Consider the following 16,591-nt stretch of genomic DNA (forward strand, 5'->3'; position numbering starts at 1 on the left):
GGTGAAAAACCTTAAATTATGTCCATTAACGATAGCAATTTTTTTTGCTGGGCTATCGAGTGCGACTCATGCACAACTCGGACAAGACTTATCGGTAGATTTGCGTTCTTTAGCATTAGGGAATGCGGTAACGGCTGATCCGCCAGGCATTAGTGCAGTTCATTTTAATCCAGCAGCACTTGCGAAGTTGGATGGATTGCAAACAGATGTCCAGGGGATTTTGGCTAATTTTGCTATTAAGCGAGATTATTCAGCACCTGCAGGTTATAACGTATTTGGTTACTCAGATGACCCGCTTGTTTGTAATGATGGGCCTGAAATTGATGCCAATGTTTGTACGGATTATAAAGGTACAGTAAGTGGGGATGTGGAATATGCCAGTATTTATGTGCCTGTTTTAAAGAAAATTGTAGATTTAGGTCCAAACTCTCCATTGGTCGCGCCAACAGCGGGTATTTCCTATAAACCACCAGGTTCAAAAGTAACCTATGCAACAGCCGTATATGCACCACTTGTCGCAGGTTTTGGTGCGGAAGATGGTAATCCAAGTAACTACATGGGGCAACAAGTAGCTTTAGAGCGTATTACCTATTTGTCACCATCATTTGGTTATCAGGTGAACGATCACTTATATTTAGGTGCTTCATTTGGCATGTCTTATCAAGCGATTGCCATGAAAACAGATTTACGTTTCCCGAACGAATTAATCGGGGTATTACGTATGGTTGATGAAGTGGTTTGTGGACCATTTAAGGAAAATGGAGATATTATTACGGATCTTTTACTTTTTGGGATGTGTAATGCCAAAGAGGGAATGAATCCTTTTAGTAAAGTGGGTGCTTTAGATGTTTCACTCGAGCAATCACTTAGCCCAAGTTATAACTTAGGCTTACTTTGGGAACCTACTGATGATTTTAGTTTTGGTATGGTGTATCAGAGCGAAGCTAAAATGCGACTACACGGCAAATATTTAATTAATATTGCGAATGCGCCACGAGAGTTAATTGCAGGCCTAAATTCATCTGCAACGGGGCAAATTCTTGCAGCAATTCTTGGTTTTCCCGGTTATGCTCCAGCGACAGAATCTGGTTTATTGGCAATGGATTTTAAGTATCCTCAGCATTTTAAAGCCGGCATTAAGTATAAGATTTTACCCGATTTGCAGGTAAATTTTGACTTGGGTTGGACGGACTTTTCAGCATGGGATAAGTTTAAGTTTGAGTTTGATCGACAAATCTCATTGTTAAAAGTTGCTAAATTATTATCTGCAGACGTGACAGATCGTTCACTTTCCCTACCCTTGAAATTTCAATCATCTTGGCGTTGGGGGATCGGTTTAGAGTATTCTGCAACAGATCGATTAAAATTACGTATGGGCTATGAGCCACGTACCAGTTCAATTCCTGACGATAAACGTAATACCATGGTACCAATTAATAATGCCCAATTATTTGGTTTAGGTATTGGTTACCGTTTTGATCAGGATACCGACTTAGATTTGTCACTCGGTTTCTTACGCAGCCGTGATGATATTCCAGCCAATACAAGTAGTTTGTCAAACCAAACAGGGGTAAATAATATTTTATTAAACCCTTATGCGGGTTTGAATGTAAAAACAAATACGAAAGTAACTTTACTTGGGATTAACTACAGAACAAGATGGTAATGCAAAAGAAAAGGACTCAAAAATCGACACTTGCTATTTCATTATTCTTTTTAATGGTATCAAGTGTTTCGACTGTTTATGCTGATGGTTTCTATACAATTATTGGGCCAGATGGTCGTCCAATGGTTGTGCCTATGAAAGTTGCAAAAAAAGAACCAGAGCCTGGTAAGCATACACAACAAGTGAATAGTGAAAAACTCCCTCAACCCGTTATTCAAAGTAATAATGCTGAGAAGAAACTTTCACCGCCACTTAGTCAGCAAAAAGCAGATGATCTGAAACAATTGGAGTTTAAAAAAAATCAGCTCAATACAGTCAAAAACAAGGAGCAAGTGGGATCTTTAGAATCACAACCGATTGTCATTCCTAAAGTTGTTGAGCAATCCAATATTACGTCTAAAAACAAAACGAAAGTTCCTGCTATTTTAGAAAAAAAACTTCCTGCTAAAATTGAAAAGTCAACTGTAACTCAACAAGTAACAACGAATACGTCAGTAATATATAAACCCATCCTTGAGAGTAAATCAGCAGTTGTAGATAAATCCCAAGTACCACAAACAAACGTAGCTTCAGTTGAAGATGCTCGTATTTCGACTGGATTTAGTCAGGTTGATGGTGTTGACTATGTCAATAATGAGTATTTGGAAAATCAAGAGTTTAATTTAGAAGGTAAAAAACGATTTTATACCATGCCAGATGGTTCTGGGCGGATGGAAACTGTAGAAAGGAAAAAGGGGGTGAGTCGTTCAGTCTTAGATAAACTTTTCAATCGAACACAGCAGACAACCGCACCTATCGCACTATCAGGGACATATGTTCGTTTATCCAGCGAAGATTTGAAATCTGCCTTTGAAAATGATCGTTGCTTTTTAGAGGGTTATAAAAAAAGCATAAAAACCTTATCGTTGAATAAGGATGTCGGATTATGGCCTCGAAAGCCGCTCAAAGAAAAATTTGAATATGAGATTGTGAAGTTAGATACTGAAATTCAATATATGCAAATGGATTCATATGCATCAAGTAATGATAAACCCGTATATTACTGGCCTCTGGTTGTATTTTTGGATGAAAAAGGTTGTATAGCTGAAGGTGTTAGTGGTTTTAAGAATAAAAAAACTACGGCAACTGTGTTGCTACATACGGCAATTCAAGGGGTACTTAAAGTACCGGAACATGTACGATATATAATGATGACACCATTAGCTTCGGCAGTTGATGTTTCTGAACAAGAACTTTCAAATCAAGGACAGATAAAACTTTCAGTTTTACAGTAATGAGAAATTAGGGATAGTTAAGCATGAATAAAAGAATATTATTGCCGTTTACGCTTTCTGCATTAGCACTCATTTTAAATGGATGTGGTGGCGAGAGTTCAAAAATTAATGAAGATCCGTCACGTGGAGTTGGTGTTACTTCAAGCACAAGTTGTGATGTCAGCTCAGCTGATTGTTTGGAGTTTGTGATTGACTATCCTATAGCTGGTTTAAATTTTGATTGTAGCAGTGATACGGTTAATCATTTTGCGACAAAGGCTGTTTTAAATACAGCTTCTGGCGCATGTAAGTTAGGTGATAATGTCACTTTTTATATTCAAGGTGCTGGCGCGAAAAAAATTAGTTTGGGAACAGTCAAACTTGACAACATTACTAAATTGAAAATGGCCACACCACCATTTATTCGATTAATTGATATTGCATCTGGAATGACTGGTAAAGCTCCTGCTTCGTTAAATATGAATGATGACACGATCAAAGTGGCAATGGGGTTGGTTAAAATTTTCCAAGCTATAGGGGTTGAACAAGATGCAAATGTTGTTGGTGATATTCAACCGACGGAGATAACCAAGGAAAAACGTGATCAGTTGACAGAAATTATAAAAAATATCGGGACGGCTGAATTTATTTCTGGTGAATATGTTGAAATTTTAAAACCTTGGCTTAATTTAAATCAAGTGAGTGATGAAACAGCATTTAATTTGCTCATACAACTGATCAACATATCAAATACAGGTGTTTGGCAGGCAGATTTGCCATTTCTAAAAGCGGGTGGATCTGAGACTGCAAGCACCGGTGTTGCTGTGCCAGAAGGTTTCTTTGGTTGCAATAAAGATGATTATTCTAAATGTGTAACTGATAAAACCAATTTATTGCATTCTATGGGGAATTTTTTACTTTTATCCGATCGTCAGGGATATATCTTAGGTTATGGTCAACAATGGCGTGGTCCGGCATCGATAACAAATGATGTCGTTATTGCACCAATTGTACTCAATACAAAAGTTAAACCGCGGAAAATGCAGCTGGATGCTCAGACGGGTTGGTTAAATAGTTTTGATCAGTCAATTAACGTTGACCATAAGTTAAATTTTAGTCTCAGTAATAATGCGAGCGAAAATTTATCTATTAAGCAAGGTAAAATTCTTAATGGTAATACGGTTGCTGGTACGGCTGCACTGTATAGACAGTTGATGAAACTAAAAGATACTGATGTAGTTGATAATAAGCTTATAGGATTATGGGAACAAAGAATTGATGATCAACTTTACAAGGGAGCGATTGATATTGTTAAAGTTAGCCCTGTAAGTTATTTGTCAAAAGATATTTTTAAAACAGAAGCGAATGTGAGCTCACAACAGAATTATATATTTCCATTATATGCAACATTAACATTTAAGTTTGCAGAGACTAAATACGACCCAGTTGAAGTTGGGATTGTGATCGATGAGCATGGTGATATTCGTACAGATATAAAAGCGAATGCTACAGCTACAGACAAGTCTGGTATTTGCGGTACTGTAAAGTCTATTAACGCTGATGGAACTATTACTGATAGTAATGATCAGATTCAGTATCGCATTGGTACCACCGGAGCTACTGAGTTCAGCCAAAATGATAAGTCAATTACTGTAAGAATGATTTTATCAAATCCTAAATTTGGCACTGTTGATGGCGCAATGTTTGGTTTAAATATAACCAAGGGAACAGGCGCTAAAATTAATATTCATAATTTATTAGCTGGCCAGCCAACAGGGATTAACTTAACAAATTTAACAAATGAAACTGTTGTTTGGTCTAATACATATGCAGGTTATCAATTAATTTATAATACGACATATGATGAGTTGAAGGATAAGAAGGGTTACATTGCTCCTACAGATGAGGAAAGAGACCTAGCCAAAAGATACTCTGGAACGGTAACGATAAGAATTGCTGATCAAAAGATCTCAACATGTAATGCAATTAAAACCAAAGCTTAATTACATTATAAAAAGACCGCTTCAGCGGTCTTTTTATTTAACCCGTATGGTCTAATCGGGTCCCCAAAGTCTCTAAATGTGTTGGAAATAATCCACTTTTACGATCAGCAAAATAATGTCTAAGAGTTTGCTCTACACTTGGAAAAGCCAGCTCTGTCCAAGGAATTTCATGTTCTTCAAACAAACGGCATTCGATACTTTCTTCGCCAGCACCAAATAAACCTTGTTTTAATTGTGCTTTGAATAAGACATAAATTTGTCCAATACGTGGAATATTGTACATACAATAGAGTTGTTCAATCTCAACTTCCGCTTCGGCTTCTTCACGGGTTTCTCTTGCGGCACCTTGCTCCATGGTTTCAAACAATTCCATGTAGCCAGCAGGTAACGTCCACAAGCCATAACGAGGTTCGATTGCGCGACGACACAGCAAAACTTTATCGTCCCACAGTGCCAATGCGCCACAAATGACCTTGGGGTTTTCATAGTGAATGTTGCCACAGTGAGTGCAGACAAGTCGTGATTTATGATCACCTATTGGAATTTTTGCTTCAGTTTGATGTCCACATGCAACGCAAAAGCTCATAATTATCATCAGCCGTAGAGATAGCTCAGCATAACTGAATTTTGATGACTTCGCATCATGATCTATGATTGCACTGAAAATTTCAGCTATGATGTTGATTAAGGAACAAGAGAAAAAAAGAGATGAGTCATATGGAAGAACCATCGTTAATAGAGCTTTTACAACAACGGTTGCGTTTTTCCAAACGAATCCAGCAGGCGGATGCTGCTGTATTGATTGCAATTACCCAAGAGATCCAACCAAAAGTGTTACTGACACGCCGTTCGATGCAATTGTCCCAACATGCGGGAGAAGTGTCTTTTCCTGGTGGAAAACGCGATCCAAGTGATACCAGTAATATTGTAGTTGCTTTGCGTGAAGCCCAGGAAGAAACTGCACTCAATCCATTTGATGTCAAACTCTTGGGTGATTTACCGATACAACGAGCGCGCAGTGGTTTATCTGTCAAACCGATTGTTGGGCTAATCCCAGCCCAAGTTGATTTAATTGCCCAACCTACCGAAATTGATCGAATTTTTTTTGCCCCATTACAAGAACTGATGGATGCACCGCCTTTGCCTTATGAGGTTCGCTTGGCCCGACAGTCGCTTTATTTTCCAAGTATGCAGGTGGAGAGTGAAATTGTGTGGGGACTTACGGCTCGTATGCTGATTTCTTTATTTCAATATGGTTTGGGTTATCAAAAAAATTGGCCATTCTTGGTCAATCCACCTCATTTTGGTTTATCTAAGTTCTAATCTTTTTTAAGAGTTATTTATCATGATGTATACCTATCAGGGATTGAGTCCAAAAGCTTTACATGAACCGTGGGATGGCTGGGTTGCTCCAACAGCAACCGTGATTGGTCAAGCAGAATTGGGCCGTCAGGTCAGTATTTGGTTTGGCGCTGTGGTTCGTGCGGATAATTGCGTGATACGAATTGGTAGTTTTTCGAATATTCAAGAAAATGCGGTACTGCATACCGATGCTGGGATTGAATTGAATATTGGTGAATATGTCACGATTGGACATAAAGTAATGTTGCATGGTTGTAGCATTGGCGATAACTCATTAATTGGAATGAATGCCGTTATTTTGAACAACGCAGTGATTGGCAAGAATTGCATTATTGGTGCAAATGCATTGATTCCTGAAGGAAAAGTTATTCCTGATAATTCTGTGGTGATGGGATCACCCGGTAAAGTGGTCAAAACACTGGATGAGCAGGGTGCTGCGCGGTTGCGTTTAAGTGCCTTACATTATGCAGAACATTATAAAAACTTTTTGGAGCTGAAAGAATTTAGCTTTTAATGAATTGTCTTTAAGTCGAATGATCAGCTTTAGCAAGTTTTTAGATCAATAAAAAGCCAATAACTCGCCTATAGTGTTTGAGTGGAGTATGATAGCCCACGTTTTTTATCTCTTTTTCGTTAAGGTTTTTGCATGAAGTTGCTTGCATTGGAAACTGCAAATGAGCAGTGTTCGGTTTCATTAATTGATGATACTCAAGAGTTGTATTTTCAGTTGGATGAGCGGCCTAAAGCACAAACTCAAACGATTCTGCCTTTAACTGAACAAGCCTTATTGCAAACAAAAACTCAATTGGCAGATTTAACTGCAATTGCATTTAGTCGTGGACCGGGTTCATTCAGCGGTGTTCGTATCAATGCAGCGGTTGCACAGGCACTTGCATGGTCTCAAGACTTACCTGTGATTCCAGTTTCCAGCTTACAGGCATTGGCACAAGCTGCTTATCGTTTAACTGGTTTGCAACAAGTTTCGGCAGTACTCGATGCACGTATGCAAGAGGTCTATATTGCCAATTTTAGTTTGGATGAGCAGGGCATTATGCAGGCGATGGATGACGAAAAATTATTAAATTATGAGCAAGCAGCTGCATATTGTAAATTTACTGCAATTGGTTCGGGTTCAGAATTAATTAAGCCTAGTCAAATAGACTCAGCCGAGGCTTCCAGTGCAACAATTATGGCAACTGCGCAGGATATTGCAATAATTGCCAGAGTATATGCGGCACAGCAAAAGTGGGTGGGTGCGGAACAGGCTTTACCTGTGTACTTACGTGACGATGCATGGAAAAAAATTCCAGAACAAGGTAAGGCGAATTAAGGTTAATTATGGATCTTTTATTGCTATTTAAAGCAGCGATCATGGGTTTGGTAGAGGGGATTACCGAGTTTCTACCAATCTCAAGTACAGGGCATCTTATTTTAACAGGTCAATTATTGGATTTTTGGACTGTTGAAAAAAGAGATATGTTTGCCGTAGCTGTACAAATTGGTGCGATTGCAGCAGTCATTTATGAATATTGGGGCAAACTGTGGGGGGCACTGATTGGTGCGCTGACAGGGCAGGAACAAGGCCGCCGTCTCAGTCTGAACCTGATTATTTCTTCTATTCCCATTGTGATTATTGGTTTGACCTTTGGTGATGTGGTTAAAGCTTATCTATTTAATGCCATTACCGTCGCGATCGCTTTAATTGTAGGTGGTTTTATTATTTTATGGGCAGAGCGTCGCCCGCATCAGATTGTGACCCAAGAGGTTGATGATCTGAGTTTTAAGCAAGCTACTTTAATTGGCCTGATTCAGTGTCTAGCTTTAATCCCTGGAACCTCTCGTTCAGGTTCGACCATTATTGGATCTTTATTCTTAGGCGTATCACGTAAAGCTGCGGCGGAGTTTTCCTTCTTTTTAGGTATTCCTGTGCTGATGGGTGCGGGTTTACTGGATATGTACAAGATGCGCCATGAGTTGCATAGCAATGATATGGCTGTGTTGGCTGTGGGAATTATTGTTGCATTTGTTTCAGCTTTGGTTGTGATTCGTGCCTTGATTCGTTATGTGTCGAAGCATGATTTCACTGCATTTGCGTACTATCGTATTGTATTTGGCTTATTTATCTTGGCAACCTGGTGGACAGGTTGGGTGCATTGGTAATGCAAATGCGATGTTGGTATCCAGTGGAATGTGAACAGCAGTTCCAGCGCTTACAAACACGTTTGGCTGAATTGAATGTACAGCTTACAGGGCAATTGGTTGAAAAGATCAATGCCCGTTTTTTGCGTTTAAATCCAGAAATGGCGTTGGTTTTGGATGAAGATGGGCTTAGTCTCGCTGCCAATGGAATGAAAATGCAGCCAGATTGGCGCGCTGAAATTCCTCGTTTAAAAAGAGCCAGTTTAAAATCTGAAATGATTGCCCGAGCCTGTCAACTGGGTGAGAAACCGAGCCTGATTGATGCGACTGCGGGTTTGGGTCATGACAGTTTACTCATGGCCTACCTTGGGGCTGATGTTCGTCTTGTAGAACGTCATCCGATTCTGTTTGTGTTACTGGAATACAGCAAAGTCCAAGCTGAGCAAGATCCTTTTCTACAAGCATTTATGCAGCGGATTCAGTTGATCTTTGCCGATTCAAATGCGTATTTACAGCAATTGAGTCAACATGGTGAGCAGGTCGATGTGGTGTATTTGGATCCAATGTTCCCACAGCGTGATCAGAATCAGCAGGCGATAAAGAAACAGGCACAAGTCAAAAAGCAAATGCAGTTATTACATATGCTGTTACCTGAAGATGGGGAAATGGATTTAGGTGATCAGTTGCTGCATTTGGCTCAACAGATTGCTAAGCGTGTGATTGTGAAACGTCCTAGACATGCAGTTTATCTGGCAGATCAAACGCCTGATCATCAATGGTTAGGTGATGCATGCCGTTTTGATGCATATTTTCCAAAAGGTAAAATTTAAATCAGAATGCATTGATTGTTTGGCTTGCGTCAATGCTCAGTAAAGATTTGTGATATAGTGCAAAAGCATGATTGCTAAAAAATTCTTGTCGAGCTTACACTACAGTCACGCATCGCGTCTTTTAGGAAAAGTACTGCACATTCAACTATTAGAATGGCATATTTTCAGTTTAGGCTTGAAAAGAGAAACTCCCGAAGAATTTTATGATAGACCTTAAACCTTCCATTAATATCTGGCATGATTTTAAAAGTAACCAAATTGCTGGAATGTGGTTGTTCCTGGGGTCGCGTCGTTCCTTACAGGTTGTGCATCCTTCAATTACCCAGCTCATTATTTGGGGAATTCTCGGAGGCTGTACCAACTCGCTGTATAGTTGGTTAGTTTCAGGGCAAGTGGGAGAATTTAATTCCCAAGGCTTGATTGGTTACGCACTCTGGCCTTTTATTGCTCTAATTGTGGGTATTTTCCTGTCACAACGTATGAACCAGCCGCGTTTGATGTTGGTGCCTGCATTGTTGTGGCTTGTACTTGATACCAATATTTTGCTTTTGCAATGCATCATTCAATATCTTGGCTCAAACGGCTATCTCAATTTTATTCCAGACAGTATCTATAACGGTTTTTTACCACCATTATTTGTTGGGTTATTTGTCTGGCAAAGTCTGGCTGTGATTTGGGTATTTTCTCGCGCTTTGAACTGGCCGTGGTGGGAACGTGCCTTGGTTTTTGTAGCAACCATTGCCACCATGGTGGTTTGGCAACTTTCAGTTAAAGATCAGCCAATTTGGAAAGTGGAACAAACCCCGCCAAGTTTTGCCGAAGATGCATTCTATGCACAAAGTCATTTGTTAGATAAAGTACTCGATCAAATTCAATACGGCGATATTGCCAAAAGTCATTGGTATTTTATGGGCGTGGCAGGCGATAGCTATGTGGATGTATTTAAATCCGAAATCGAACGTATAAGAGAGCAGTTTGATACGCGGTTTGGAACCTTTGGTCGCTCTATTATGCTGATCAATAATCCAGCGACGCGTTTAGAAGTACCAATTGCTTCAAAGACCAGCATGGAGTTGGCTTTACGCCGTATTGGTCAGCAAATGAATCGTGACAGTGATGTGCTGTTTCTGTATATGACTTCACATGGTGAACGTAATCATTTTGAAATTGAAAATGCGCCCTTGGATTTAGGTCAAGTTGATCCAAAATGGTTAAGAGAAACACTGGATAAATCAGGGATTCGTTGGCGTGTAATCGTGATTTCAGCCTGTTATTCAGGTAGTTTTATTCCAGCATTACAATCACCTGATACCTTAATTATTACCGCGTCTGCGGCGGATAAAACATCGTTTGGCTGTAATAATGAAGCGGACTATACTTATTTTGGTCGAGCATTCTTTGATTTGGCAATGCGCGAACAATATTCAATGAAAAAAGCGTTTGAGCAGGCCAAACAAACCGTGACTAAGTGGGAAGTGGCACAAGGTGTTGAGCCTTCTGAACCACAATGGTCAATGGGACGCAATATGGAACTCATGCTGCCACAACTTGAGCCGTATCTGTTCCCAACACAGAATATGGCAACCACAGACATTACAAAAACACAGGATGATGAACATGCAGCTACTGCAAAAAAATCGTTGTTTTGAGGGTGAACAACGAATTTATCAGCTTGAATCTCAGCATCTGAAAGGGAGTAGCAAGGTTGGCGTATACCTGCCACCTGCGGCCTTGGAAGGAAAAGCATGTTCAGCGTTGTTCTATCTTGCGGGATTAACTTGTACTGAAGATACCTTCGCCATTAAAGCACATGCACAACGAATGGCAGCTCGGTTAAGTTTGATTCTGATTACGCCAGATACCTCTCCACGTGGTGAGGGTGTAGCGCAGGGAGATCATTGGGATATTGGGCAAGGTGCAGGTTTTTATATTAATGCGACCCAGCAGCCTTGGGCTGAACATTACCAAATGGAATCTTATTTGGTAGATGAACTGTATGCACATGCTTTACAAGAGTTCCCGATTATCGAAAGCCAAGTCGGTATCTTTGGGCATTCGATGGGTGGGCATGGTGCTTTGACCTTGGCATTTAAATATCCTGAACAATTTAAGTCAGTTTCTGCTTTTGCTCCGATTTGTGCACCGAGTATTTGTCCTTGGGGAGAAAAGGCGTTCAGCCAATATTTAGGTACTGAGCAGCAACAATGGTTAGCGCATGATGCCACAGCATTGGTTCAACAAAAGGGTCGAATTTTTGATGAAATTTTGATTGATCAAGGTGTTGATGATCAGTTTTATGATCAATTAAATCCTGAAAAATTTAAGCAAGCCTGTTTGGATGCAGGTCAACATCTGACCTTGCGTTTACATAAGGGCTATGATCACGGTTATTACTTTATTCAAAGTTTTATTGATGATCACTTACAATTCCATGCCATTCAACTGGAAAAAGTTGCAGGATAAAAAAGAAGCTCATATGAGCTTCTTTTTAATGGTGCTGCCATTCAACAATAAATTCTTGTTGTGCCATACGATTTAAATGGTCAATCACCACTTGTTCTAAATGAGTGGTATTTTCTTGCTGATTTTCAATAAGTACATCTAAATGCTGTTCATACGGAGTAAGAGTCACCGTTGCAGTTGGCATGAAAATTTTTGAATGCTGCTCAGTCTCTGATACTTCAAATTTATGCTTCCAGTGATTAACTAAACGTTTACTAATACGTTTTCCTTCATTTGTTGTGATTTGAGTAGTGCTATTCGTCATTCAAGGTCATCCTCTAATTCCAGCATTTAACATAGCAAAGCCTGCAATAGATAAAAATAGTCTAGATGCAACGTGGTGTTGCAAGTTTGCAATGCCGTAATAATGACTTTGTAACAGACTTAGATGGTCTAAGTTTGTTATAATCAACACATTATTTTCTCAGAGTTTGCCAGGTCGTCCATGTCCAAGCCTTATTTAATTGCGCCTTCGATTTTATCTGCTGATTTTGCACGTTTAGGTGAAGATGTAGAAAAAGTTTTAGCTGCAGGTGCAGACGTTGTGCATTTTGATGTAATGGATAACCACTATGTACCGAATCTAACCTTTGGTGCTGGTATCTGTAAGGCGCTGAAAAACTATGGTATCAAAGCCCCGATTGATGTGCATCTCATGGTTTCACCAGTCGATCGTATGATTGGTGATTTCTTGGAAGCTGGTGCAGACATTATTACCTTCCATCCTGAAGCAACAGATCATATTGATCGTTCTTTGCAGTTAATCAAGTCTGGCGGTGCGAAAGCAGGTCTGGTTTTCAATCCAGCAACACCGTTACATCATCTTGACTATGTTTTAGATAAGGTAGATCAAATTTTATTGATGAGCGTTAACCCTGGTTTTGGTGGGCAGAAATTTATTCCGATGACTTTGGAAAAGCTTCGTCAAGCACGTAAAATTATTGATGCGAGTGGTCGTGACATCCGTTTAGAAGTTGATGGTGGGGTAGGTCCAGCCAATATTCGTGAAATTGCGGAAGCCGGTGCCGATATGTTCGTTGCAGGTTCAGCGATTTTTGGTCAACCTGACTATAAAACGGTGATTGACCAAATGCGTGCAGAGTTGGCAAAAGTTGGGGCGACAGAAGTTTAGTGTTTTCATCCTATTTTTCACATAGGTCTGTGGATAACTTTGTTTATAACTGGGTGGATAACCGTGTTGATAAGCAGGTGGATAAGATGTTGTTAAAATAAACAAAATGATTTCAGTTGTTTATATTCACAACAAATTGGTGAAAAAAGGACAATTTTTTGTCCTTTTTTTGTGCATTAACTTATTCATTTTGCTTTATTTTTGCGCGTGGTTGTTGGAATGTCGATTTGCTTGATAAAACAACAGTCTCGAGCGATGTTAAGATGAAATTATCGAAATTCAAATGCAAAGAGGATTGTGCATAAGCATAAAAGAAATTATGCTAAGCACACTCAATTAATTTTTGATTATTGAAACAAGGAACATTTAGTGCAACTCCGCAAGCAATACAAACATCTGTGGTTTGTATTCCTGATGATATTTTTCATCGGGGGAAGCAGTGTGGCCGTTGCAGCAGTTCAAACCCTTCAATCTGATCAAACTACTTCTACAACAATTCAAGCGATGTCTTGTCATGACCAGCAAATGATGGATCAACATCATCAAATGCCACATGCCCATTCGGGTAATTTTGTGAAATGTCATGAGGGAATGATGCAAGATAATGTGCATTGTCAGGACTGCAATAGTTCTTCGCATTGCCAAACAGTCAATTTTGCGTTAGACCAACAGACACCAAGTTTATCTTCTTCGCCATTTCTAGAGCTCAGTACGCATATTAATACGGACTATCAGGCTCGACATCTTGCTGGCTATTGGCAAGAGATTCTACGCCCTCCTAGAACCTGATCTGTCTTTACAAGCCGTTTTTCTACATCTCAGAGAAACGCGCAATTTGAAAAGTTAACAGATTAGGAAAAATATCATGTCCTCAAAAATATATGCTGGTGTCATTGCTAGCTTAAGCCTATTGTTTGCACCCTATAGTTTGGCTGCAATTAAAGAATATCACCTGAATATTAACCAAGGCACGGTGAATGTGACAGGAAAGCCGGTTAAACGCATCACAGTCAACGGCAAATTTATTGCCCCACTGTTAGAGTTTGAAGAAGGTGATGAAGCGGTTATTCATGTGCATAACCAGTTGAAAGATCAAGATACTTCCCTGCATTGGCATGGATTGCTACTACCCGGTTTGATGGATGGCGTGCCTGGTTTTAATGGTTTTAAAGGCATTAAACCGAATGGTAGTTTTGAATATCGTTTCAAAGTTCGTCAAAACGGCACCTATTGGTATCACGCACATAGCAAAGGACAAGAACAAGACGGTTTATATGGCCCCTTGGTGATTTATCCGAAAGGCAAACAACCTGTCGCGGCACATGAAAAGGCTGAGCGTGATTATGTGGTGATGTTGTCAGATTTCCATGAAACGGAAAGTGACAAGATTATGGCAAATCTGAAGAAGTCTGCTGAGCATTATCAGGACCAGCGTGAAACAGTTGGCGATGTGTGGAGACAGGTGAAGCAGCAAGGCTTAAAAGCAACCTGGCAAGACCGTTCGATGTGGAATCAGATGCGAATGGCAAAAACCGATTTAGCTGATGTCACGGGTTATACCTATTTAGTCAATGGCCAGACACCACAGCAGAATTGGACGGGCGCTTTTAATGCAGGTGAGAAGGTTCGTTTGCGTTTTATCAATGCGTCAGCAATGTCTTTCTTTGATGTACGCATTCCAAACTTAAAAATGACTGTCGTCAGTGCAGATGGTCAGCCAGTGAAACCTGTTCCTGTGGATGAGTTTCGTATTGGCACAGCAGAAACTTATGATGTGTTAGTGGAACCTAAGCAGGCACATTATCAAATTGAAGCTGAATCAATCGATCGTTCTGGTTTTGCAATTGCTTCATTGCACAATAGCATGACACCGAATACGCAAAAGGTTCAGATCCCTAAAGCGCGCCCACGTGCATTATTGACGATGGAAGATATGGGCATGGATCATGGTTCGCATGGTCAGATGGATATGAGCAAGATGGATCATGGTTCAGATCAGTCAATGAATATGGCCAATATGGATCATAGTCAGCATCAGATGCCTCAAGGTAAAGCACCAGTTGAACCGATGCAAAAAGCAGCGATGGATCATAGTTCACATGGAAAAATGGACATGTCGAAAATGGATCATAGTTCGAATGGACAGATGAACATGGCGGGTATGGACCATAGTGCACACGGTCAGATGGATATGTCAGCTTCAGCAACGCCGTCAGATCATAGCCAACACCAGATGGCGGCATCTTCTGAAAAAGCAACTTCAGATACCGTTCAGGGATGGGCCAACGCAGCAACGCCAGCAGGCGATAAAGCTTTAAGTTATGCCGATTTGCAATCCTTACAGCCACAACCTGAGCGCTATAGTCGCCCAGCAGAGCGTGAAGTGGTGATTCGTTTGGGTGGAACCATGGAGCGTTATATTTGGACGATTGATGGTAAGAAATTTAGTGATCCAGACTTTAAGCCTTTAACCGTGCGTTATGGTGAACGTATCCGTCTCAAATTCGTCAATGACAGTATGATGGCGCATCCAATGCATTTACATGGCATGTTTATGCAGCTGGAAAATGGTCAGGCACCACAGGACATGCCAAATAAACATACTTTGATTGTTCCACCTGGCAAGACGGTCACTGCATTACTGACCGCTGATGAAATTGGCGAATGGGCGATACATTGTCATTTGTTGTATCACATGAGCGCGGGCATGATGAGTAAGCTGATTGTCGCAAATGTTGATGATTCAAAAGCATTAAAACAAACACCTGTTCAATCATCTCAAGGAGCGAGCCATGCACATCACTAAGCAATCTTCTAAGATGAAACGCTATACACAATTATTGGCGATTGGTGGCATGGTTTCTTCTTTAAGTGCATTCACTTATGCACACGAAGGGCATGATCAGACCATGCCAATGAATATGCCAGCTCAGTCCAGTATGTCGATGAATGCCGCTATGGACCATTCGCAACATCAAAGTCCAACTGTTTCATCGCAGATGCAAAATAAAGATGAACATGCTGACCATTACAAAGAGCATGGTGGACAGATCTATCAGGCGACGCAGCTAGATACACAATGGTTGTTGGACGAAGATGGACAAGGCACACTCAAATCCAAATTAAAAACTTGGGTTGGAACCGATGAGAACAAGTTATTTATCATCGCAGATTATGCCAAGGCCGAATCGGAAAAATCGGAACAGAGTCTTGCGGCACTTTATAGCCGTAATATTGCTGACTTTTGGGATGTACAGGCAGGTGTAAATTACCGTTATAACGCTGAGCGTGAGTTAGATAAGGAACAATTCGAAGGTGTTGTCGGTTTGCATGGTATGGCGCCTTATTTCTTTGAAACAGATGCACATGTTTATTTCGGGCAAGATCAGCAATGGCGTTTTGTTTTGGAAACTGAAAGGGATTTATTACTCACACAAAAGTTGATCATGCAGCCTTATCTGGAAATGGAGTGGGTCATTCGAGATGAATCGAAGTATGCCGCCAAAACAGGTCTCGCCGATGCAGAAGTGGGGATTAAAACTCGCTATGAAATCGTCAAGAATCGAGTCATGCCTTTTATAGATGTTGGCTATGGTTATAGTAAAGGACGCAAAGAGACCAATTGGCAAACTGCCAGCGACTCCAAAACGGGTTGGGTCTATGGTGCAGGTCTTTCGCTAAAGTTCTGATATTTTGTTTAAAAT

General features: G+C 40.4%; 16 protein-coding genes. 14 read left to right on the top strand and 2 right to left on the bottom strand.

Annotated elements, in window-relative coordinates; translation table 11 throughout:
* The first annotated feature begins 1 nt into the window (after window position 1).
* From F887_RS14325 to F887_RS14315, 3 genes are read left to right on the top strand one after another with little or no spacing between them, the layout of a single operon-like run.
* Window positions 2-1,666, top strand: a complete 1,665-nt coding sequence (locus F887_RS14325; protein ID WP_171067429.1) for a putative pilus system OmpP1/FadL family transporter FilD — start codon at window positions 2-4, stop codon at window positions 1,664-1,666.
* A complete protein-coding gene (gene filE / locus F887_RS14320; RefSeq protein WP_005291925.1) occupies window positions 1,666-2,940 on the top strand; it encodes a putative pilus assembly protein FilE in 1,275 nt (424 codons plus the stop codon). Before F887_RS14325 ends, filE begins: the two co-directional genes overlap by 1 nt.
* Window positions 2,941-2,963: 23 nt before the next feature.
* Window positions 2,964-4,922 (top strand): putative pilus system protein FilF, encoded by a 1,959-nt coding sequence (locus tag F887_RS14315; RefSeq protein WP_005291926.1) that lies wholly within the window; start codon window positions 2,964-2,966, stop codon window positions 4,920-4,922.
* A gap of 37 nt (window positions 4,923-4,959) precedes the next feature.
* Here the strand turns inward: F887_RS14315 and F887_RS14310 are convergent, their stop codons facing one another.
* On the bottom strand, window positions 4,960-5,508 hold the full coding sequence (locus tag F887_RS14310; RefSeq protein ID WP_005291927.1) for an NUDIX hydrolase: 549 nt from the start codon (window positions 5,506-5,508) through the stop codon (window positions 4,960-4,962).
* Between the two features lie 122 nt (window positions 5,509-5,630).
* Here F887_RS14310 and F887_RS14305 point away from each other — a divergent pair, with 122 nt between their 5' ends.
* The 7 genes from F887_RS14305 (at window position 5,631) to fghA (ending at window position 11,716) form a co-directional block, all read left to right on the top strand.
* Window positions 5,631-6,245 carry a CoA pyrophosphatase gene (locus tag F887_RS14305; RefSeq protein ID WP_171067384.1) on the top strand — a complete coding sequence of 205 codons (615 nt, stop codon included), beginning with the start codon at window positions 5,631-5,633 and terminating at the stop codon, window positions 6,243-6,245.
* A 25-nt stretch (window positions 6,246-6,270) separates the two neighbouring features.
* Window positions 6,271-6,798, top strand: coding sequence for a gamma carbonic anhydrase family protein (locus F887_RS14300; protein ID WP_171067430.1), 528 nt, complete (start codon window positions 6,271-6,273; stop codon window positions 6,796-6,798).
* Between the two features lie 132 nt (window positions 6,799-6,930).
* Window positions 6,931-7,614, top strand: a complete 684-nt coding sequence (gene tsaB / locus F887_RS14295) for a tRNA (adenosine(37)-N6)-threonylcarbamoyltransferase complex dimerization subunit type 1 TsaB (protein ID WP_005291930.1) — start codon at window positions 6,931-6,933, stop codon at window positions 7,612-7,614.
* A gap of 8 nt (window positions 7,615-7,622) precedes the next feature.
* Entirely contained in the window at window positions 7,623-8,444 is an 822-nt protein-coding gene (locus tag F887_RS14290) for an undecaprenyl-diphosphate phosphatase (RefSeq protein WP_005291932.1), read from the top strand.
* Window positions 8,444-9,253 carry a class I SAM-dependent methyltransferase gene (locus F887_RS14285; RefSeq protein ID WP_005291934.1) on the top strand — a complete coding sequence of 270 codons (810 nt, stop codon included), beginning with the start codon at window positions 8,444-8,446 and terminating at the stop codon, window positions 9,251-9,253. Before F887_RS14290 ends, F887_RS14285 begins: the two co-directional genes overlap by 1 nt.
* A 203-nt stretch (window positions 9,254-9,456) precedes the next feature.
* Window positions 9,457-10,902 carry a C13 family peptidase gene (locus F887_RS14280; protein ID WP_005291937.1) on the top strand — a complete coding sequence of 482 codons (1,446 nt, stop codon included), beginning with the start codon at window positions 9,457-9,459 and terminating at the stop codon, window positions 10,900-10,902.
* Window positions 10,871-11,716 carry an S-formylglutathione hydrolase gene (gene fghA, locus F887_RS14275; protein WP_005291940.1) on the top strand — a complete coding sequence of 282 codons (846 nt, stop codon included), beginning with the start codon at window positions 10,871-10,873 and terminating at the stop codon, window positions 11,714-11,716. The genes F887_RS14280 and fghA overlap by 32 nt, the downstream gene beginning before the upstream one ends.
* A gap of 25 nt (window positions 11,717-11,741) precedes the next feature.
* Here the strand turns inward: fghA and F887_RS14270 are convergent, their stop codons facing one another.
* Window positions 11,742-12,020: a DUF2218 domain-containing protein gene (locus tag F887_RS14270; RefSeq protein WP_005291941.1), complete on the bottom strand. Its 279-nt coding sequence runs from the start codon at window positions 12,018-12,020 to the stop codon at window positions 11,742-11,744.
* A 180-nt stretch (window positions 12,021-12,200) separates the two neighbouring features.
* On the opposite strand from F887_RS14270, the gene rpe reads away from it, so the two are divergent.
* The 4 genes from rpe (at window position 12,201) to F887_RS14250 (ending at window position 16,576) form a co-directional block, all read left to right on the top strand.
* Complete coding sequence (gene rpe / locus F887_RS14265) at window positions 12,201-12,887, top strand: ribulose-phosphate 3-epimerase (RefSeq protein ID WP_005151321.1); 687 nt, start codon at window positions 12,201-12,203, stop codon at window positions 12,885-12,887.
* Between the two features lie 369 nt (window positions 12,888-13,256).
* On the top strand, window positions 13,257-13,676 hold the full coding sequence (locus F887_RS14260; protein ID WP_005291945.1) for a hypothetical protein: 420 nt from the start codon (window positions 13,257-13,259) through the stop codon (window positions 13,674-13,676).
* A 76-nt stretch (window positions 13,677-13,752) separates the two neighbouring features.
* Entirely contained in the window at window positions 13,753-15,693 is a 1,941-nt protein-coding gene (locus F887_RS14255) for a multicopper oxidase domain-containing protein (RefSeq protein ID WP_005291947.1), read from the top strand.
* Window positions 15,680-16,576: a copper resistance protein B gene (locus F887_RS14250; protein WP_005291955.1), complete on the top strand. Its 897-nt coding sequence runs from the start codon at window positions 15,680-15,682 to the stop codon at window positions 16,574-16,576. Before F887_RS14255 ends, F887_RS14250 begins: the two co-directional genes overlap by 14 nt.
* The last annotated feature ends 15 nt before the right edge of the window (window positions 16,577-16,591 follow it).

The sequence above is a fragment of the Acinetobacter sp. NIPH 2100 genome, assembly GCF_000369805.1.
GTDB lineage: Bacteria > Pseudomonadota > Gammaproteobacteria > Pseudomonadales > Moraxellaceae > Acinetobacter.